Here is a 19013-nt window from a genome sequence, read left to right as displayed (position 1 = left end):
GTCAAGTTTCGGTCGGGCTTGCGATTGAATCGAAGAGCCACCCCAAGGATCGAGATTCGATTGGGGCTGGCGCCGCTTGCGGCGTTCCGGGGCTGCTCGCTTACAAAGCAAGCAAGGTCTGGACCACCTGATTCTGTGTCTTGATGGTCTGGGCATTGGCTTGGTAGGCCTGTTGAGCGACGATCAGATCGACCAATTGTGTCGACAAGTTGACGTTGGACTGTTCCACTGCGCTGGCCTGGAGCGTGCCCAATCCGTTGGAACTGGGTTGCCCGGTGAGCGGTTGGCCAGACTGGTAGGTCGCAGCGTAGTAATTGTTGCCCACGCGCTGCAGATTCTGCGGTGCCGCGAAGTTGGTCAGCGTGATCTGGCCCAGGATGGACGACTGGCCGTTGCTGTAGACGCCATAGACCACCCCGCCGGGGTTGATGGACAGATTGCTGAGCTGGCCGACGCCATAGCCGTTATCGGTGATGCTGCTCACCGCCGACGGCGCGCTGTAATTGGTCGAGCCGGCGAAATTGATGGCAATCGTGCTGCTCGAAGCGCCATCGGCCCAGTTCAGCCCGGCAATGGTGCCGCTGACCGTGCCGCTGACTGCTCCGGCGGACGTGAACGGCAAGGTTCCGAACGATCCTGAGGTGGTGCCTCCCGAGGCCGTTGTGCCGTTGGCCGAGTAGTAGACGTTCCAGGTTGGCGTCGCACCGGAGGTGAGCTGGTAGTAGCTCGTCAGTAAATGCGATGCCCCCAGGCTGTCATAAACCGTCGTACTCGTCGAGTAGTTGTAGCTGGTGGGGTCGTTGATGTTGAATGCCGTGCCGCTGGCAATCGGCGTGGCTCCGGCGTCCAGATTGAGGCCGATGCTCAAGCCTGATGTCGCTTGCGGCGCCAGGATTGTTGCCGTGACGCGCAACGGGCCGGCACCCCCGGTCAGCGCGCCGCTCACGGCAGGGGTGCCGATGAGCTTGCCGCCCGCAGCATCCACGATATGGCCGTTTTGATCGATCTGGAACTGGCCGTTGCGGCCATAGACGGTTGCGCCGTTGTAGTTGAACTGGAAAAAACCCGTGCCATTGATGGCGACGTCCAGCGGGTTGCTGGTGGTCTGGATATTGCCCTGCGAGAATTGTTGGGCCACGGTCTGCACGGTCGTGCCAATACCGATCTGCCCAGCAGCTGGTGCGGTCCCTGCAATCGCCGAGGCGTAGGCGTCGGCGAACTGAGCGTTCGACTCCTTGAAGCCCACGGTGTTGGCGTTGGAAATATTGTTGCCCATCACCTGCAGGTCGGTGGAGGCGGCTTGCAGGCCAGAGAGTGCCGTTTGAAAAGTGCTCATCGATATTCCCGGATGGGTGGTGTGCAGTGCTGTACTGGGATGCTTTGCCGGCGCTTACATCACGCCTTGAATGCTCGCAAGTGGAATCGTGCCGCTCTGACCTTGAATTTGCAGGGCGGGGCCACTGCTGGCGTTCAGGTACACCGACTGCACCTTGCCTGTCCCGAAGGGAATCGCGGCCACGCTCTGGCCGCCAGAGTCCGTCGCCTGAACGTTGAAGCTGTAATTGCCGGCTGGAGCGGGTTTGCCGCTGGAATCGGTTCCATTCCAGTTGAACGTTTGCACGCCGGTAGGCAAGGCTCCGAGCTGCAAAGTCTGGATGACTTGTCCCGCGCTGTTCTGAATCTGAACCTGCACATTCTGCGCGGCGTTGGCCAGGGTGAAGCCCCCGGCGGTGCCGCCACTTGCTCCCAGACTGACCGAGTTGTTGTCGAACACCACGTTTTGCCCGACCAGATTGGCGGCTTGAAGACCTTGCGACTGCGCCAGTTGCGCGGTCAGCGCTGCCATGGATTGCTGGATGGACTGCACCCCGCTGGCGGTGCTGAACTGCGCCAATTGCGCCGACAAGTCTGAATTGCTCATCGGGTTGAGTGGGTCCTGGTTGGTCAATTGCGTGACCAGCAGGTTGTAGAAGGTATTGACGTTGCTCAGTCCACTCACGCCGCTGGTGCCGCTGCCGGAGGTGCCGCTGCTGCTGCTCGTCTGCAGCGATGAGAGAAAGGTGTTGCTGCCGATGGAAGGGATGCTCATGGTGTTGTCCTTCAAGCGTTCAGGCTCATTGGCCCAGGGCTAGGGTTTTGAGTAGCAGGTTCTTGGTGGTGTTCATCACGTTCACGTCGGCCTGGTAAGCGCGCGAAGCGGAAATCATGTTGACCATCTCGTCCACCGGGTTCACGTTCGGATAAGCCACATAGCCTTGCTTGTCGGCCAGCGGGTTGCCCGGGTCATAGACCATTTTCATCGGACCCGGCTTTTCCACCACCCCTGCCACTTGCACGCCATTGACGCCCGCTGGAACGCCCGGGCCGGACAGCGGCTGCGCGGCGAACACCACTTCGCGGGCACGGTAGGGTTGGCCGTTGGAGCTGGTGGCCGAATTCGCGTTCGCCAGGTTGCTGGCCACGACGTTGAGACGGTAGCTCTCGGCGTTCAGGCCGGAGTTGGCGACATCGAGTGCTGTGAACAGGGACATGGCGGGGATCGGCGGCCGGAGTTTGGAGTTCGGGTTCAGTTGCCAGTGATGGCAGAGGTCAGCGTCTTGATCTTGCCGGTGAGGAAGGTCAGATCGGCCTCGTACTGGATGCTGTTCTTTTGGAATGAGGCCTGTTCTCGGCTCATGTCGACCGAGTTGCCATCGAGCCTCACGGAATTGCCTGCCTGGTAGGCGACGAAGGCGGCTGCCGGGCTCGCGGTCTGGGTGCCTTGTTGTTGGCCGGATTGCTCAACTTTCAGCGCCAGGGAACCCTGGGTCTGGCCGGGCGTTTGTTGGAGCGCACTTTGAAGCGCAGCGGAGAAGTCAAGGTCCACAGCCTTGTAATGCGGCGTATTGGCATTGGCCATGTTCGCCGCCAGCAGTTGCTGTCGATACGCGCGCAGGTCCAGCGCGGTTTGCAGCGGTGCGAATGCGCGGTCGAGGGCGGAGTTCATGGTCAGGTCGTGGCGGTGGATGCCATGTCTTCTGCACGAAGCGTGCCAGTGCCTCCGCCACGTCAGCCCTTGCCTGCATGCGGCCATCCGTGCCAGCGGCACCCAACAGGAGCGGCAAGGCTTTGCCGCTTCGGCGGCAAAGCTGGGTTCACTCCGGCTTCTTCCTGGACTGGGTCACCAGTCGAATACCTTGGCGCTCCAGTGGTATGGACCTTGCAGCATGGAGGTGGATGGTCAATCCCGCATGGGGTGGAATCGGGTCGGGATCGACGCGGCCTTGCGAACCATTGAAGGCTGGCTGGCGACGAAAGGAAGCATGAAGATGTGCGGTGTGGGTTGGATGAGCGTTCAGGCGAGAGCTTCGCAACAGTGCTCCGGTCTTTGGCGTGGAGTGCGCTGCTTGCTGCTCGTCACGTTCACCGTCTTTGGCGCAGGTTTATGGGCTTCCAGCATGGCCGCAGCGGCTGATGCCACGGCCTGGGAGCCCGCCGAAAGCATTCGCCAGGTCGTCGAGCATTTCGTCCGAAGTCGCCTGCCACAACAATCGCAAGATGCGCGCATCACCGTTCAGGGGCCTGTGGAGGGCCTGCATTTTCCCCGCTGCGGGCATATGCAGGCGCGTGACTTCGGCGCTGCCAACCCTTTCGGCGCGCAGACCGTCGAGGTGGCCTGTTTGACACCTCAGGTCTGGTCTCTCTATCTACCGGTTCAGGTGGCTTGGCCGCAGGGGGCGGTGGTTGCAGCGCGGGCGCTTGGTGCCGGGCATGTGCTGACCGAGGGCGATCTGGCCATCGTGCAGCGTGACCTGTCGAGCCTGCCCGCAGGCGCGATCACCAAGCCGGCGCAGGCCATCGGCAGGGTTCTGCAATACAGCGTGGCGGCCGGGCAGAGCGTCACCCAAGGCATGCTCGCCGGACCGCAGTTGATTCACTATGGGCAGTCGGTTTCCTTGGTCGCACTGGGTCAGGGGGTGAGACTGGTGGCCTTGGGTATGGCCATGGAAAACGGGCGCCAGGGGCAAACCATCCTGGCGCGTAATGTCCAATCCGGCAAGGTCGTCACCGGCGTTGTCGACGGGGCTGGACAAATCATGGTGGCGATGGGGCCTTGACGAATCAGGGCAATCGATCGTCATGCCAAGTCGGCCAGTCATATTCCGTCAAATCCATGACGCAGGCGCCGGAAATTTGCGTCGAATAGAATATTGATTGGAAAATTTTTAAAATAACCATCAATAATTCTATTTTTTAGAACAAAGCTGTCTTATGTAAAGACTTGGGCTGGCACCAGGTTTGCTTGTTTTGAGCAATCATCCCTAGGAGCTGTGCCCATGTCGGCTGCGGCAATCACAACGAATATCGAAGCCAGCACCCCGCACCCGGTCATGATCGGTGCTGCGGGAGACAGGCTGGACGCTGTGGATTCATGGCCAAATGAAGGTGCTGAGAGCCCTGACTCTGTAGCCATTCGTATGGCTCGAAGCTTGCTGTCTTCATGGCTGCAACGCTGCCTGCGCCAGGGCGCCTATCGCCAGAAGCCGAGAGCCGTGGCGGCGCTGCCGATTGAGGCCATCGAGCAGCATTTGCGTCCGGCGATGGAGCCGGCGCTTCGCACGGGCACACTGACCACTGCAAGCGCCGCGCTGATGGCAGAGTTCCAGGGTCTCGATGGACGGGTCTCCAGCCTGGCGGCTGCGAGCAAATCCCAACCCGAGGCTTTGCGCATCCACGACGCCATCGTGGACAGCGGCCTGGCCTCCCTGCTGCAGATCGCTGAAATCGAGGCCGAACTCACGGCACAGCGAACTGGCCCCGACCCGCTCACCGGTCTACCGGGACGCCGAGCGCCGCCGCAGCGACTGCTCGCTGAACATGCAGGGGTGATGAGGCGGCATGATCATTCTTGCGCGCTTGCGCTCATCGATCTTGACCAGTTCAAACTTGTCAACGACCGTTATGGTCATCTCGCTGGCGACCGCTCTCTGGGGGCCTCCGTCACGATGCTGCAGGCGGAATTTCGGCCTGACGACGCCGCTTTTCGCTACGGCGGTGACGAATGCGTGATCTGCCCGCCCCGGACCACAGACGAGCAGGCGAACACGGTTGTTGAACGCATTCGCAGCCGACCGCAACGAGAACCCCTGCTGCAGGTGCAGAGCCAAGCCTTGTCGGCGCAGTTTTCCGCCGGAATCGCCGCGTTGGACCCAAACGCCGCCATCCCCCAGATCCTGTGCGAGGCTGACACTTCGCTCTATGCCGCCAAAGCGCGATCGCAGCAGATGGGCGAGTTCCGCTGGGCCAAGACAGGTTCAAGTGGGGCCTGAACTGAAGCACCAGTGCGGAAACATCGAAGGTCCTGACGCCATGAAGTCCGGGCCGAACCCGTGTTGCCTGCCACGGAGCTGGTGGTGAATCTCGCCCAAGCCTCTGCGGACGAGTTGATGGCGGCCTTCGCGCGCGATGCCGGCGTCTTTCTCGCCCAGTTCGAGCAAGCCCTGGCCGATGTTGCCGTGGGCGTCGAGTCCATGCAAGCGCTTGGCCATGCCGGCGAGGCGCTGCGAGGCATTCGCATCGGCGCTGATTTTCTTGGGCTGGAGGCCGTACGCCAACTCTGCCGGCAAGGCGAGCAGGAATTGCTGGTGCAACTGCCTGGCGTCAGCGCAGGAATGCCTGTGCGCTGGGACGTCCTGCGGGTGGTGGTGACTGGGTTGCGCCGCACGCTTCAGCCCCTGGGGGATCTTGAGACTGAGCCGCTACAGGATCATGTCGTCGGGCTGGCCCAAGGCTCCCCTGAGCGACCGGACCCGGCTGCATCTCCGGCTGCATCTCCGGCTGCGGAAATACTGCTTGCTCAAGTCGCCGAGGCAGCGTCGGCGCCCACGGTGGTTGCAGCAGCGGAATCCATGACGTCTGGCTCCGACCAGGCGGCTACATCGGTTGGGTTCTCGATTGCGGCCCAGCCCGCGACCGCAATCGATCAGGATCCACCCGTCAAACGGCCCGACATTGAGCCGCCAGCAATCAAGGCCGCCGACCTCGATCCACCCGAACCAGGACCACCTCTCGCGGAAGTCGTGGCTCCTTCACCAGCATCGGCGACCATGGCACCCGAAGCAGCGCAGGCGTCAAGGGACGGCGCGCACCCCTCCGGTCCCGTAGCTGACTTGCAGCCGCCGCCTCCCACCGAGGGAAAACAAGACATTTCGGGTGGCAGCGCGTTTGCTACAGAACCGTTTTTACAGCTGCTGGCGGAGATCCCGGGCTTGTTGCGCGAGCAGATCAAGAGCTGGCGGGAATTGCGCGAAGCCTGGGAGCCATGGCAAGTCAAAGTAGTCGCCGCATCCCCAGTCATTGCTGAGCCTGAACTTTCATCGGTGCCCATCGCGCCGATGAAAGTTGCCGACATGAATCCTGACGTCAAAGCGGCCGACAGCTCAAGTCAGATGGAGAAAGGCGCACCACAAGTCCGCCGGCATCAACCCTGGGATGCCGGTATCGAAGTGCGTTTGGCGCGCATCGGCGCTTGGTCGCTTGCCTTGCCTGCTACGTGTGTGCTGGGCGTTGTTCCCATGGATAACCGCAGTTTGAGCCTGCCTCGTGGCGAAGCGCTGCTGTTCACGGATGTTGGCGCCGTACCGGTGCTGAGCCTCGAATCCGCCTGGGGCGCATTGCCCGCCGAGACCTCGCGCATGTTGTTGCTGCAGTACCGTGAGCAGTTTTTCGCGCTGCGCGTGGATACATGTGCTCCCGTCCAGACTCTGCATTTCTGGTCCATTCCGCCGCAGATCGGAGCGCCGTATGGCATCGAGGCGGCCGCGGTGATGCCGCAGGCGGCGAGTTCGATGGCGTTTTTGCTCTCGCTGAGGTTTCTGTCGCGCCTTCAGGGGCAGGTCCGTGGCAAGCGGCGATGAATCCAGCCCCGGCCTCCCTGCATGTCGGATCGCATCTCCCGCCAGGGGTGCAGACGCGTGATGCAGAACCCGCTGTTGCGCAGGGTTTCGGGAGTTGGTTGCTGTTCGAGGCCGATGGCCAGCTATGTGCCATCGACAGCCGCCAAGTGCGGCAGATTCTCTTGCCCTCCGGCCTTTTCCCCCTGCCTGGCCACAACCCACATTGCCCCGGCTTGCTGGCGTGGCAGGGGAGAGTTTTGGTCGTGCTCGATCTTGGTTTCAGCCTTGGCAGGCGCGCGAGCCTGGGTCAGCCGCAGACACGCCTGCTGGTGTGTCAGGGACCGGCGCATGCCTGGGCCGTGGCGGTCGACGCGGTGCGAGGGTTCCACCGCGACTCGGCCCTCGCGCCGGAGTGGATCCCTGTGAGCCCCGGCTTATCGCCGCCTTGGAACGCCATGTTCGCCTTGTTGCCGCTGGCATCGGCGCCCGATGGCGAGGTCTGTGCCTTGCTGCATGCGCCGGCTCTATGGCACGGCTGCCTTGCCGTCATGTCCGAGTTCGGCGCGGCCGCAGATGCGCGGCGGCTGCATGTCTTCCCGGAGTTTGAAACGTGAAAATCTCCCCGATGCGGGCCTTGTTCCTGATGTGGCTGCTGTGCAGCGCGTGGATGGTCGGTTTGTGGTGGCTGGCGCGTGGTGCGCTCGCTCCTGGCCTGATCGGCGCATCCGCGGCCACGGCCAATGGATCGATGCTGAACCTCGCCCTAGGGGGAGGGGCCGTGCTCGCGCTGTTTTTGGCCCTCTATCTCGGCCTGAGCATCAAGATCGAACAGGGCCGTTTGCGCATCACGGCCCAAGCCCTGATGCGTGGGGCTGCGCCACCGGGTACTGATGTCGATGTCGCGCCCGAGTGGCGCGGCCTGCTCGACGATTTGCGCGTCGTCTCCCGTCGCCAGCAACAGGAACTGGCCGATACCAACAAGAAATGGCATGCTTGTCAGCATGACCTTGCCGTTGGCCAAGCCCGTGCCCTAGCCGCCAACTCAATGGCAGTTGCGATGCATCGGACCATCCTCAGCACTCTTGCGGAGGTCGAGCGGATGCTCGCCGGCATGCCGCTTCAGGGGGCGGCGCAAGCGGATCGTCAAGCACGCGTCCGTTCGAGCCTGGAACCGTTACAGCTCAGCCTGAAGGCCAGTGTCGCCTCTCTCGAAACCGCACTGCAGCCCGTCTCAGCACTGTTGAAAGCTGCGGAGATGGCGCCTACGTCTTTAACTGAAAAACACGAAGGGCGAACGCATGCCGCCGAGACGAAGCGTGCCTTCGTGCAAACGGCGACGCGGCTTGCCGAATCCATGCAATTGTTGGGGCTGAATTTCCGTCTCACACTGGAGCGCATCAGCCTGGAGCGTGACGAGAACCCAGAATTGGCCTCGGTGGTCGAGGATCTGGAGCCCTTATGCGCCGAGGCTGCGGTTTTGCAGGATCAGGTTCGTGCAGCAGAACGGACCTGGTTCGAGCCGGAGCCAGCCCCGAGCGCTGGCGAGCCGTCTGCATGGCCACTGCCGGGGCCGCAGACCCGGCAGGTGTTGGTCGCATTCCTGCAGCAGGCTGCGCTGGAGCTACAAACCATGACTGCTGCATTGCAGCAAACGCACTCTGCGCTGGAGCGGGATACGACCGAATGGGGCAATTCGGAATCCGCCCAAGACTCCTTGCGAACGACGCTGGGTGCGATGTCACAGCGTCTATCGCTTGCGCTGCAGCAAGGGCGGATGGAATTCGCCCCGTCGGAGATGACCACGCCGGCGCCCGACGCAGTCATCCCGAGTCCTTTCCCGCCGGATGCGTCCAGCCGCCACAGGGAGGCTCAAGGAGAGGGCTAAAGTCTGGCGGTGGCGTGCCGTCAACCCAGGTGCGGGCAGGTTTGCCTGCATCCGGCAGGGACGCCGGATCATGTCCATCCACAGGAGCAACAAAATGGCCATTTCCGGCATCATCAACACCAACGTCAACGCGCTGAATACACTCAACGCCCTCGGCAGCACATCAAGCAGCCTCAGCACCTACATCCAGCAACTCTCCACCGGCAAGCAGATCAACGGCCCGTCCGACAATCCTGCTGGCTACGCCATCGCCCAGCGCTTCCAGACCCAGATCAACGGCTTGAACCAAGCGGTGTCGAACGGCAACCAGGCCGTTTCGCTCGTGCAAACCGCCACCGGCGCGCTGCAAAACGAAACCAACCTGCTGCAGCAGATCCGCACCATCGCCGTTCAGTCGGCCAACGGCTCCAACACCTCGTCGGACCGGGCTTCCCTGCAAGGCGTGGTGTCTCAACTGCTGGCCCAGGTTCAAACGATTGCGACGCAAACCCAGTTCAACGGGCAGAACATCCTCGACGGCAGCTTCTCCGGCCAGCAGTTCCAGGTCGGCGCGAATGCCAATCAGGTGATCAATGTTTCCATCGCGAACTCGCAGGCCAACTCCATTGGCGTCAACACGATCGGCACAAGCGGCACGGTTTACGCAGGTGCCAGCGGATCGGTCACCAATAACGGCTACGGCTCCGCTTACACCATCAACACCGGGGCTGGCGGCTTCACTGCAGGTACCGTCTCAATTTCAGGATCGGCGGGTGCAAGCGGCGTTGCCGTCACGGCTGACGAATCGGCGTCCAACATCGCCGCCGCGTTCAATGCGATCACCCAGCAAACCGGGGTGAGCGCAACGGCCAATACCAGCGTGGCTTTCACCGTGACCACGGGTTCGTTCTCGTTCTCGCTGAGCAACGGCACCTCCGGCAGCCCGACCAATACCGTCAACATCTCGGCCAACGTGACCAGCACCGACCCCACTGGCCTGAGCGGACTGGTCGCGTCGATCAACAACAGCACGGCACAAACCGGTATCGCGGCCAGTGTGAATTCCAGCAACCAGTTGGTGTTGAGCCAGAACCAAGGACAGAACATCCTGGTTTCTGGTTTCGGCGGCAGTGGCACCCTGCAAGCAGGTTCGGCGACAGCCATTAGCAGCGGCTCGGGCACGGCACTGGTGCAGGGCTTCGTCCAGTTGCAGTCCACCCAGGGCTACTCGCTGAGCGGCGGCACCAGTATCGGCCTGGCCAACATCAGTTCGCTGAACGCCGCCTCGACCGTGAATGTGTCCACAGTCCAAGGTTCGAATCAGGCCATCTCGATCATCGATAACGCCATCAATGCCCTGAACCAGCAAGGTGGTGCGCTAGGTGCGATTCAAAACCGGATTCAAGCCTCGGTGCAGAACTCGCAGACCACCGCGACCAATCTGCAGGCGGCCCAGTCCGTGGTGCAGGATGCGAACATCGCCCAGGCGACGACGCAACTGTCGAAGTATCAAATTCTTCAGCAAGCCGGCATCTCCACTCTGGCGCAGGCCAACTCGCTGCAGCAGAGCTACTTGAAGCTGCTGCCGTAAACCAGTCTGAGGCTTGACCAAGACTTCCCCCGGGGGCTGCAAGGCGTCCCGGGGGTTTTGCCATCTGAAAGGTGGTTTTGTTTGGGGAGTTGTTCGCGTTTTTAACCGGTTCTTGGCGGGGGCATCATGAACATTCAAGGTGTGGCAGGACTGCCCGATGCGGGCGGTGTGCAAAAACGGTCAGCGGGCGATCTGCCCCCCATCGCAGCCAAACCGCCTGCTGGTGCTGACGCGTCATTGCCTGGACCAGCGCATGCTCCGGCTGGCGGCGCAACGCCACCGGCGAGTCCCGACACGGCACCGGCTGCAAAATCGGCCCAGGCTGTGGACAAAGCGCAGAAGCAGCTCAGTGCGCAGGAGTCTTCGGTCGCGCTGACCGCGGGACTCGACCCTGGTGGCGATCATCCGGGGCAGGTGCTTGTGGAGCTCAAAGACAATGTGACGCAGCAAGTTTTTTTCCACTATTACCTTCCGGCGGAACAGGTTGCGAAGGCCGCGACGCAGGGCACGGCTCAGGGTGTGCCACCAGGCACTTTGCTGAAAGGAAAAGCCTGAGCAAGGGCTTGTGCTTGCTGTGCTTCAAGTTTGCGGCGGCTGCGCCGTTAAGTCAGACAAGCGAATACGCATTCGGAGTCAACCATGTCGTCGGTGTCCATTTCGGGTTTGGTGAGTGGAATCAATGTGCAGTCGCTGATCACCACGCTCAGCGCGGCTTACCAGCAACCCATCACCCTGTTGCAGAACCAGGAACAGTCCTACCAGACGACCCTGAGCGCCTGGGGCTCGGTGCAGAACAGTCTCTCAAGCCTGCAGTCGGCCGTGGGCAGTTTGCAAAACGTCACCAGCCTGAACAATCGCACGGTCAATCTGAACAACACCAGTGCAGTCTCAGGAACGGCCAGCGCGAACGCACCGCTGGGCAGCTATTCATTGAGCAACATCGTTCTGGCACAGACGCAGAGCGTGTACTCGCAGGACTTCACATCGGCCACCAACACGGCAGTTGGCACGGGTACTTTGCAAATCCAGGTGGGCAGTGGATCGGTCACCAATATCAGTATTGGAAGCGGCAACAACACGCTCAATGGCATTGCCGCGGCCATCAATGGGTCGAATAGCGGTGTGAACGCCGCAGTCATTTACGACGGCACGGGTTACCGCCTGACTCTCACCGGCAACAATACCGGCGCAGCCAATGCGTTTACCGTGAGCACCAGCGGTGCGACAGGTGCGCTGGCGGCCCTGAGTTACAGCGCCGGTGCGTCCGGTGGCATGACCCAGAGCCAGACGGCGCAAAACGCTTCAGTCAGCATCAACGGCCTGGCCATCACGAGCGCCACGAACACGGTGAGTGGTGCGATACCGGGAGTGAGTCTGAACCTGTTGCAAGCAAGTGGTTCGACAACGCTGACCGTGGCCAATGATTCCAGCGCCTTTGTCACCTCGGTGCAGAGTTTCGTCACGGCGTTCAACTCGACCATGAGCACCTTGAACCAGCTCACCGCTTTCAACGGTGGAACTGGCACGAGTGGATCGTCCGGCCAGAGCGGTCCGTTGATTGGTAACGCCGGCATCCAGACGCTGCGCACGCAGTTGCTCAATCTGATCAGTGGCCAGGGCATTGGCACGACGCCCGGCAGTTCTTACACCTCGTTGGGAGCGGTGGGCCTGAGCTTGGCGCAGAACGGCACTCTGGTGCTGAACTCGGGCACCTTGAACCAGGCGCTTTCGAGCAATTACAACGCCGTGGCCGGCTTGTTCGGCCAAGTGGGTAGCGCGACCAACGCCAACGTGCAGTACATCGGCGCCGGCAACAGCACCCAACCCGGAACCTATGCGGTGAACGTGACAACACCCGCAGCGCAGGCTAGCGTCACGGCGGCCAACCCGATTGCAAGTGGCGGTTTGAGCAGCGCCGAAACCCTGGTGATTGGCTCGGGAGCGACCAGCGTATCGGTGCAACTGGCCTCGGGTGCAACGATCAGCGCCATCGTTGCCACCATCAATGCCACGTTGACTCAGCAAGGTCTAAGCAACATCGCGGCCATCAACAATAACGGCAGCTTGCAATTCCAATCGTCCGGCTACGGTAGTGCGCAAAGTTTCACGGTGGTGTCCACCCAGGCGGCATCAAGTGGTAGCACTGGCATTGGCACCACATTGCTCACGGGCAAGGGGATGGACGTGCTTGGCTCGATCAACGGCCAGACCGGCAGCGGCGCTGGCCAGCAACTCACGGCCACCGGGCCGGGTGCGGCGCTCGGATTGCAAGTGAGCGTGACTGGCCAAGGCACGGGAAGCCTCGGGACTGTCACTGTCAGCCAGGGCATCTACCAGCAAATGAATGCCATCCTGACGCAGGCCCTCAACACGCAGAGCGGCTTTGTTTCGGCGGCCACCAGTGGCATCAACAGCACCATCACCAGCATCAACCAGCAGATCACCCAGTTGCAAAGCAGCGCGACGGCCCAGACCGCCTTGCTGCAGCAACAGTTCAACGCCATGCAGACCCAGGTGGCGCAACTACAGTCGGTGGGTCAATATCTGACGGCATTTTTCAATACCGGCAGTTCCAGCAGTTCTTCGTCAACCAGTGGTTGAAAAATTTAGGAGACGTCTATGAGCGCAGGATTGGCTGTACAGGCTTATCGTCAGGTCGGGCAGCAGGGCGTGCCCGAAGACAAGCTTCTCGTATTGGGTCTGGACGGGATTCTGGAATATTTGCGGCGTGCCAGAGCAGCCATTGCTGACAGCGCGACCGACCGCAAGCTGCTGGCCCTGAACAAGTCTTACCAGATCGTTGAGCATCTCTTGGTGGCCTTGCCCGGCGCGCCAGAAGTTACGCCGTTGGGGCATCGGCTTGAGGGTATTTATCGCTATTTATTGGAGCGTCTGGGCCAGGCCAATATCTTCGACGACGTGCAAGCCATCGATGATTGCGATGCTGTGGTCACCGCTCTGCGCGACTCCTGGCTTGAAGGTCTGCGCCGGGGCTGAAGCTGCCCATGCACGGTTGTCGCAGCGGGTTATGCTGTGCGCAGCGCAGTTGTCGCGCTAGCTCGCAGGTGAAGCCATGCCATGACCGCAACCGGTACGCCAGAACCGCTCGATACGCCTTCCAGGTTGCCGCACGCCGATGCGGTGCGCTTGGAAGGCCGCATGCCACTGGATTGGGTGGACACGATCACACCGGCGTCTGCATTGGCCGACGTGATGATCGACAACACAACCCTGCTCCGTGCTCTGCTGATGCTGGATGATCCGCGTGCGGGCGTGGACACGGAACATGGCCGCAACGATGCCATCCAACAGCTCGAACGGCGTATCGACCTGCTGTTGATCATGGCCAGTACGGCGCTTCGCGGCATGAACACCATCCCCGAGGAAAGGCCATGCGTGTTGTCGGCGCGGTATTTGCACTGGGGCAGCGAGGAGGCGGTTGGCGTTGGCCGGCGGGTTTGGGCGCGCATCTATCTGCGCCACCGCATTGCCTTGCCGCTGATGCTTCCGGGTCAGATCGTGGAAGAGTCGGTGGAAAACGATTTGCTGTGGCACCGTCTGCAGATCGAGCCGTTGGACGAAGCCTTGCAAAACGACCTGGAGCGTTTCATCTTTCGCCATCACCGCAGGCAGATCGCGCGGCAGCGCTCAGGGCTATGACGCTGTCGTGCGCGGCAACATCCGAATCGGTGCGATGAACCGAGGCCATTGCTCAATTCGGAGATCCGTTCACATGGCGCGCAAAAAACAACAGGAGGAGCACGAAAACCACGAGCGATGGTTGGTCTCGTATGCTGACTTCATCACGCTGCTATTCGCCTTTTTCGTGGTGATGTACTCCATCTCCTCGCTGAATGAAGGCAAGTACAAGGTGCTGTCGCAAACCCTCGTGACAGCATTCACGGGGCAGCCGAACTCACCAGAGCCGATTCAAACCGGGCAGCCCTACTCCAATACGCCCAGTGTCATCGACCTCCCGCCACTGCCCAGGCCGACAAACATCGCGCCGATTCCGACGATGGCACATGCAGCGCATGGGCCCAAGTCAGGTGCGGCATCACCGCCGGTCGACCCGGTTGGGCAACAGCTCGAGGCCATCGCCCAGGCCATGGCGGCACGCCTTGCCAGTCAAATTCGCCAAGGCGAAGTGCAAGTGCGCATGACGCCGATGGGCGTGGCTATCGACATCCATGACGACCTGTTGTTCGCCTCCGGCCAGGCGGCGTTGTCGTCAGTGGCTCAGGGTCTGCTGCAGGAGGTGGCTGGTGTGCTCGCCGGCTTGCCTTACCAGGTCCGGATTAACGGCTACACCGATGACAAGCCCATCCACACAGCGCAGTTTCAGTCCAATTGGGCGTTATCGGCCATGCGCGCCGTCTCGGTCGTGGACATGTTGATCCAACAAAATGTTTCCCCTGGACGGCTGGTTGCTGCAGGGTATGGGCAATATCATCCGATCGCTTCGAACGCCACACCTGAAGGCCGTGCCGCGAATCGACGCGTCAGCATCGTGATCGTGTCCCCTGAGCAACCCAAAAACGCAGACACCGCATTACCAGTGGGCGGCATAGCGCCACCCGCCGCACCGATACCAGCAAAGGCCACCCATCCAGGAAATCCTTCGTGACCGACTCACTTGACGCCATTCAAAACCGCCTGCGTTGGATCAATCGGGGCATTTTGCTGATGGCCGTGCTGGTGCTTGTTGGCTTGCTCGTGTTCGCGCTCCGCTCTTTGCAGGCAGGCAGAACCTCTGCGGTCCAGATCAAGACGGTCGTCGTGAACCAGCCAGGCGCCAAGGCCCCAGGAGCCCATATTGCTACGAGCAAGCCCGCGACTTCAGCATCTGCGGCCGAGCCAAATGCGCCGAATCCAGCGGCTGCGATTCCTGGCGCGGCACATGCGGCTTCCGCATCACGTCCAACCCCACAGGCTCCCACGAGCGCAAGCTCGTCCGCGCACACGCTGGCGAATGCTGCGTCTAAGCCATTGAAAGCCGTCGATGTCAATCATGCGGGTTCTGCAGCGCCTGCTGAGCCGGCCGCCCATTCTCCTATCGTGCATTTCGCAAATCTGGAGCACAAGGTCAAGACTGATCGCCTGCGTCTTCACCCCAGGCAAGCGCGCCGTATCAAGACCAATCCGGTCCCAACGGAGGCGCGTGCCAACGTACGACACAGGCTAGCGTCGAAATCAGCGATGTGCCACCGGCCGGGTTGGTACGTGCAGGTTGGCGCTTTCGCCGAGGACTGGCGTTTCGAACGATTGCGAATCCGCATGCGGCACGACGGCTTTGCGACATGCAAGGCGCCGCAAACACCCATGGATCTGAGCCTGTTGTTGGTCGGCGCTTATCCGACGCGCGATAGCGCCCGCCGCGCCCAGTTGCGCATCAAAAAATTGTTGGGAACCGACAATTATTTGCGCCACCTGCTGGCACGCTAGGCGGCGCTAGCCAAGTCAAAAACCCCGCCAGTGCTCGCATGGTGTGTGGAGCATCACCGTCTCGGATGCGAAAATGCGCTGCAAATGACAGCCAAACCCCTACAGATTGACGAGGCGGAACGCGAGCCGCAACTCCTTGGCGAAAGTTCGGCGATGGTGGCGTTGCGCACACTGATCCGCCGCGTCGCCACCACGGACAGCACAGTGCTGATCCAGGGCGAGTCCGGCACTGGCAAGGAACTGGTGGCGCGCTTGCTGCATGCCTGGTCGTCGCGCGCATTTCGGCCATTTGTCGCGGTCAATTGCGGCGCGATCCCGGGCGAACTGATGGAAAGCGAGTTGTTTGGCCACGAGCGCGGCGCTTTTACCGGAGCGCAGGCGGCCAGGAAAGGGCGTTTCGAACTCGCGGGACGTGGCTCGTTATTTCTTGATGAAATCGCTGAAATGAGCCCCCCGCTGCAAGTGAAAATATTGCGAGTTCTGCAAGAACGCTCGTTCGAGCGGGTGGGCGGCTCTGAAACGCTGCAGGCCCACGCCCGTATCGTCGCGGCAACGCACCGCGATCTGGAACAGCAAATCCAACTTGGGCGTTTCCGTGAGGACTTGTTTTACAGGTTGCACGTTGTTCCCATCCAGATTCCGCCGCTGCGCTCGCGTGGCGAAGACATTCTGCTGCTAGCCGAGCAGGCGCTACTGAACCTCGAAGAAATTGGCCTGGGCCATATCCGAATGGGTGACGGAGTGCAGCAGGCCTTGCTGAGCTATCGCTGGCCAGGTAATGTGCGCGAGTTGCACAATTTGATGGAGCGGCTGGTTGTCATGCATGCCGGCTCCACGGTGCAACTGCGCGACCTTCCGGCCAAAATGCTGACGCCCGGCGCACAAACGTTGTCTGTCGAACTTGCTGCCGACACAGAAGATGGGTTGCACGATCTGATGCAGTTGATGGCTGAGCCGCCCGAGTCTGTGCTGCCGGCACAAGGCATCGATTTGCGGAGCTACCTTGAACGGATCGAACGATCGCTCATCAAGCAAGCGCTTGGGGTCAGCGGTCATGTGATCGCACATGCGGCCAGCAAGCTGGGCCTGCGGCGCACCACCTTGGTCGAGAAAATCAAAAAATACGGATTGCGTGACGACTCCGGTGGGATAGAAATTTCCTGAATGTCCAGATGCATCGCGGGCTGTTTCCACACCCCCAGGCCCCAGTTGGCGAGTCATCTGCGCCGACGATGCCGCACGCTATGCACGATTTGCAGTCTGAGGATGGCGTCAAATTTCGGGCCTAAGGCGCAGCCGTCCGAGTCAAGACTTTGACGCCGACGTCCAGGCTGGGTGGATGAACCCCGAGGTTTCGGCCCAAGGCGTCCCTCGTCTCAAGCCACTGGTTCAGTGGGCACTGGAATTGCTTAGCATGGGACAGATGCCTGCCGAAGCAGAATGCTCGGTGGGTGCTTCTTGTCCCGTCGCGACTGACCTGGATGCCGATCTTGACCCCATTTTTGCGAGTTCCTTCAGCCGCTTTGGGGCTGCAAACTGACTTGGACATGCGCTTGGCCCTGCGTGCGCCCAGGACGATCCATGCGATGTTCGCCCCGATGGGTGCCGAGAAACCTGGGTGTCGCGCTGCGCCTCTTCTTCCCGACGCGGCCATCGAATGATGCATGAGGATTGCTCCTCCGAAGCCCAACCAGCACCTGTGGGTCGGGCTGGTCTGATTGCCCAGTCGCCAGCGATGCAGCAAGTGTTGGAGATGGCGCGACGAGCCGCGCAAACGGATGTCAGCATCATGCTTCTGGGAGAGAGCGGAGTGGGCAAGGAAGTGGTGTCGCGCTTCGTGCACCGCAGTTCGCCGCGCGCCCAAGCGCCGTTCATCGCCATCAACTGCGCCGCCATTCCCGAAACCCTGCTCGAAGCCACATTGTTCGGTTTTGAGAAGGGCGCATTCACCGGCGCTTTGCAGTCGGCGCCGGGCAAATTCGAGCAGGCGCAGGGCGGCACACTGATGCTGGACGAGGTGACGGAAATGGCGGCCGGGTTGCAGGCCAAGTTGTTACGCGTCCTGCAGGAGCGTGAAATCGAGCGCGTGGGCGGCCGCAAGCGCATTGCGCTCGATTTGCGCATCGTGGCCACCAGTAACCGCGAGCTGCAACTGGCGGTGAAGCAGGGCGTGTTGCGGGAAGATCTGTACTACCGTCTAAGTGTGTTTCCGCTTCGCATTCCGCCGTTGCGTGAACGGCGCGAAGACATCCTGCCGTTGGCAACCTCTATGTTGGAGCACTATGCAGCCCGCTTTGGCCTTGGGCCAGCACCACAACTAGATGCGGGGGCAAAGCAAAGCTTGCAGAGTCACCAATGGCCCGGCAATGTACGCGAGCTGGAGAACGTCATCCAGCGTTCGGCGATTCTTTGCTCGCAAGGGGTGATCACCGTTTCTGACCTGTTCTTGCAAACTTTCGAGGCTGTTGCACCAAGCTTGCCACAGTTGCCTGCTGGCGATCAAGCGGCCATGGAAGCGGCGCGTGCCCCCGTGAGGCGCGACCTGGACGCCGAGCTGGCTGACAATGAGCGCCAATTGATCGCCGACGCACTGCGAGACAGCCACGGCTCGAAAAAGCTGACGGCCGAGCGGCTTGGGATCAGCCCACGCACTCTGAGGCACAAGCTGCAGCGCTTGCGCGAGGCCGGTGTCGAGCTTCCTCCAACGCACGATGGTTGAGGCCGGGGCTGGTGAGCGCCTGGAACGAGTTTTGCTTTTATTGGGCATATCGCCGGATTTCCGACGGACCAACCAATAACCCTGCGGGAGAGAGCACTGATGAATGTTGATCGCATGCAGGAACTCGTCGGCCAGATGCGCTCACTGGCGGCCGAAGCTGCGGCCAAGCCGCAGGCGGGAGAGGGCATGGCAGGTGCGCCCTCGACGCAGCAGACCGATTTCGCGGCCACGCTTCAATCCGCGCTCGACGGCGTCAACCAGCAAATGCAGCAGGCCGGCAAACTACAGCAGCAATTTTCCGCAGGCCGTTCCGACCTCAGCCTGAGCGACGTGATGCTGGCTGGCCAAAAAGCAAGCCTGTCCTTCCAGGCTGTGCTGCAGGTGCGCAACAAACTGGTTTCGGCTTACCAGGACATCATGAACATTCAGGCCTGATAGAGCGGCGTTTCTGCCGCAAATCTTGCCAAGTATCCTGCCGCGCTTTGACAGCTGCGCCCGCGCCCATCCCCCTTCGCTTCG

The 19013-nt window shown here is 61.4% G+C and carries 20 protein-coding genes; 15 read left to right on the top strand and 5 right to left on the bottom strand.

Annotated features, from left to right (window positions below; translation table 11 throughout):
• Window positions 1-100 precede the first annotated feature (100 nt).
• From flgE to flgB, 4 genes are read right to left on the bottom strand one after another with little or no spacing between them, the layout of a single operon-like run.
• A complete protein-coding gene (gene flgE, locus THIX_RS00700; protein WP_112484423.1) occupies window positions 101-1336 on the bottom strand; it encodes a flagellar hook protein FlgE in 1236 nt (411 codons plus the stop codon).
• A 54-nt stretch (window positions 1337-1390) separates the two neighbouring features.
• The gene (locus THIX_RS00695) at window positions 1391-2089 is read right to left on the bottom strand and encodes a flagellar hook assembly protein FlgD (RefSeq protein ID WP_112484422.1); all 699 of its coding nucleotides are present in this window, start codon (window positions 2087-2089) and stop codon (window positions 1391-1393) included.
• A 25-nt stretch (window positions 2090-2114) separates the two neighbouring features.
• On the bottom strand, window positions 2115-2531 hold the full coding sequence (gene flgC / locus THIX_RS00690) for a flagellar basal body rod protein FlgC (RefSeq protein WP_112484421.1): 417 nt from the start codon (window positions 2529-2531) through the stop codon (window positions 2115-2117).
• A gap of 35 nt (window positions 2532-2566) precedes the next feature.
• Complete coding sequence (flgB, locus tag THIX_RS00685) at window positions 2567-2986, bottom strand: flagellar basal body rod protein FlgB (RefSeq protein WP_112484420.1); 420 nt, start codon at window positions 2984-2986, stop codon at window positions 2567-2569.
• 391 nt (window positions 2987-3377) lie between these two features.
• Between flgB and flgA the strand changes: the two genes are divergently transcribed.
• Both flgA and THIX_RS00675 read left to right on the top strand, forming a co-directional pair.
• On the top strand, window positions 3378-4097 hold the full coding sequence (gene flgA / locus THIX_RS00680) for a flagellar basal body P-ring formation chaperone FlgA (protein ID WP_371412866.1): 720 nt from the start codon (window positions 3378-3380) through the stop codon (window positions 4095-4097).
• Between the two features lie 372 nt (window positions 4098-4469).
• Complete coding sequence (locus tag THIX_RS00675; protein WP_158540759.1) at window positions 4470-5309, top strand: diguanylate cyclase; 840 nt, start codon at window positions 4470-4472, stop codon at window positions 5307-5309.
• Here THIX_RS00675 and THIX_RS00670 read toward each other — a convergent pair.
• Window positions 5295-5630 (bottom strand): hypothetical protein, encoded by a 336-nt coding sequence (locus tag THIX_RS00670; protein ID WP_112484418.1) that lies wholly within the window; start codon window positions 5628-5630, stop codon window positions 5295-5297. The two genes, THIX_RS00675 and THIX_RS00670, sit on opposite strands and share 15 nt — an antisense overlap.
• On the opposite strand from THIX_RS00670, the gene THIX_RS23275 reads away from it, so the two are divergent.
• The 13 genes from THIX_RS23275 to fliE all read left to right on the top strand — a co-directional run bounded on the left by THIX_RS23275 (window position 5619) and on the right by fliE (window position 18929).
• A complete protein-coding gene (locus THIX_RS23275) occupies window positions 5619-6896 on the top strand; it encodes a hypothetical protein (protein WP_158540758.1) in 1278 nt (425 codons plus the stop codon). The two genes, THIX_RS00670 and THIX_RS23275, sit on opposite strands and share 12 nt — an antisense overlap.
• Window positions 6893-7489 (top strand): chemotaxis protein CheW, encoded by a 597-nt coding sequence (locus tag THIX_RS00665; RefSeq protein ID WP_158540757.1) that lies wholly within the window; start codon window positions 6893-6895, stop codon window positions 7487-7489. Before THIX_RS23275 ends, THIX_RS00665 begins: the two co-directional genes overlap by 4 nt.
• A 134-nt stretch (window positions 7490-7623) precedes the next feature.
• Window positions 7624-8760, top strand: a complete 1137-nt coding sequence (locus THIX_RS00660) for a hypothetical protein (protein WP_146748422.1) — start codon at window positions 7624-7626, stop codon at window positions 8758-8760.
• Window positions 8761-8854: 94 nt separating this feature from the next.
• Window positions 8855-10330, top strand: coding sequence for a flagellin (locus THIX_RS00655; RefSeq protein ID WP_112484415.1), 1476 nt, complete (start codon window positions 8855-8857; stop codon window positions 10328-10330).
• Between the two features lie 324 nt (window positions 10331-10654).
• Window positions 10655-10885 carry a hypothetical protein gene (locus THIX_RS00650; protein WP_112488029.1) on the top strand — a complete coding sequence of 77 codons (231 nt, stop codon included), beginning with the start codon at window positions 10655-10657 and terminating at the stop codon, window positions 10883-10885.
• An 84-nt stretch (window positions 10886-10969) separates the two neighbouring features.
• Window positions 10970-12931, top strand: a complete 1962-nt coding sequence (gene fliD, locus THIX_RS00645) for a flagellar filament capping protein FliD (protein WP_112484414.1) — start codon at window positions 10970-10972, stop codon at window positions 12929-12931.
• An 18-nt stretch (window positions 12932-12949) separates the two neighbouring features.
• Window positions 12950-13327, top strand: coding sequence for a flagellar export chaperone FliS (gene fliS, locus THIX_RS00640; protein WP_112484413.1), 378 nt, complete (start codon window positions 12950-12952; stop codon window positions 13325-13327).
• An 81-nt stretch (window positions 13328-13408) separates the two neighbouring features.
• Window positions 13409-13990: a PilZ domain-containing protein gene (locus tag THIX_RS00635; RefSeq protein WP_112484412.1), complete on the top strand. Its 582-nt coding sequence runs from the start codon at window positions 13409-13411 to the stop codon at window positions 13988-13990.
• Between the two features lie 73 nt (window positions 13991-14063).
• Window positions 14064-14957 (top strand): flagellar motor protein MotD, encoded by an 894-nt coding sequence (motD, locus tag THIX_RS00630; RefSeq protein WP_112484411.1) that lies wholly within the window; start codon window positions 14064-14066, stop codon window positions 14955-14957.
• Window positions 14954-15775 carry an SPOR domain-containing protein gene (locus THIX_RS00625; protein ID WP_112484410.1) on the top strand — a complete coding sequence of 274 codons (822 nt, stop codon included), beginning with the start codon at window positions 14954-14956 and terminating at the stop codon, window positions 15773-15775. The genes motD and THIX_RS00625 overlap by 4 nt, the downstream gene beginning before the upstream one ends.
• 84 nt (window positions 15776-15859) lie before the next feature.
• Window positions 15860-16939 (top strand): sigma-54-dependent Fis family transcriptional regulator, encoded by a 1080-nt coding sequence (locus THIX_RS00620; protein WP_112484409.1) that lies wholly within the window; start codon window positions 15860-15862, stop codon window positions 16937-16939.
• A 493-nt stretch (window positions 16940-17432) separates the two neighbouring features.
• Window positions 17433-18494, top strand: a complete 1062-nt coding sequence (locus THIX_RS00615) for a sigma-54 dependent transcriptional regulator (RefSeq protein ID WP_112484408.1) — start codon at window positions 17433-17435, stop codon at window positions 18492-18494.
• Between the two features lie 99 nt (window positions 18495-18593).
• Complete coding sequence (gene fliE, locus THIX_RS00610) at window positions 18594-18929, top strand: flagellar hook-basal body complex protein FliE (RefSeq protein ID WP_112484407.1); 336 nt, start codon at window positions 18594-18596, stop codon at window positions 18927-18929.
• Window positions 18930-19013: the final 84 nt, after the last annotated feature.

The organism is Thiomonas sp. X19, from assembly GCF_900089495.1.
Taxonomy (GTDB): domain Bacteria; phylum Pseudomonadota; class Gammaproteobacteria; order Burkholderiales; family Burkholderiaceae_C; genus Thiomonas_A.
Note: the sequence above shows the minus strand (reverse complement) of the source record. Positions and strands in the feature narration are given on the sequence as shown.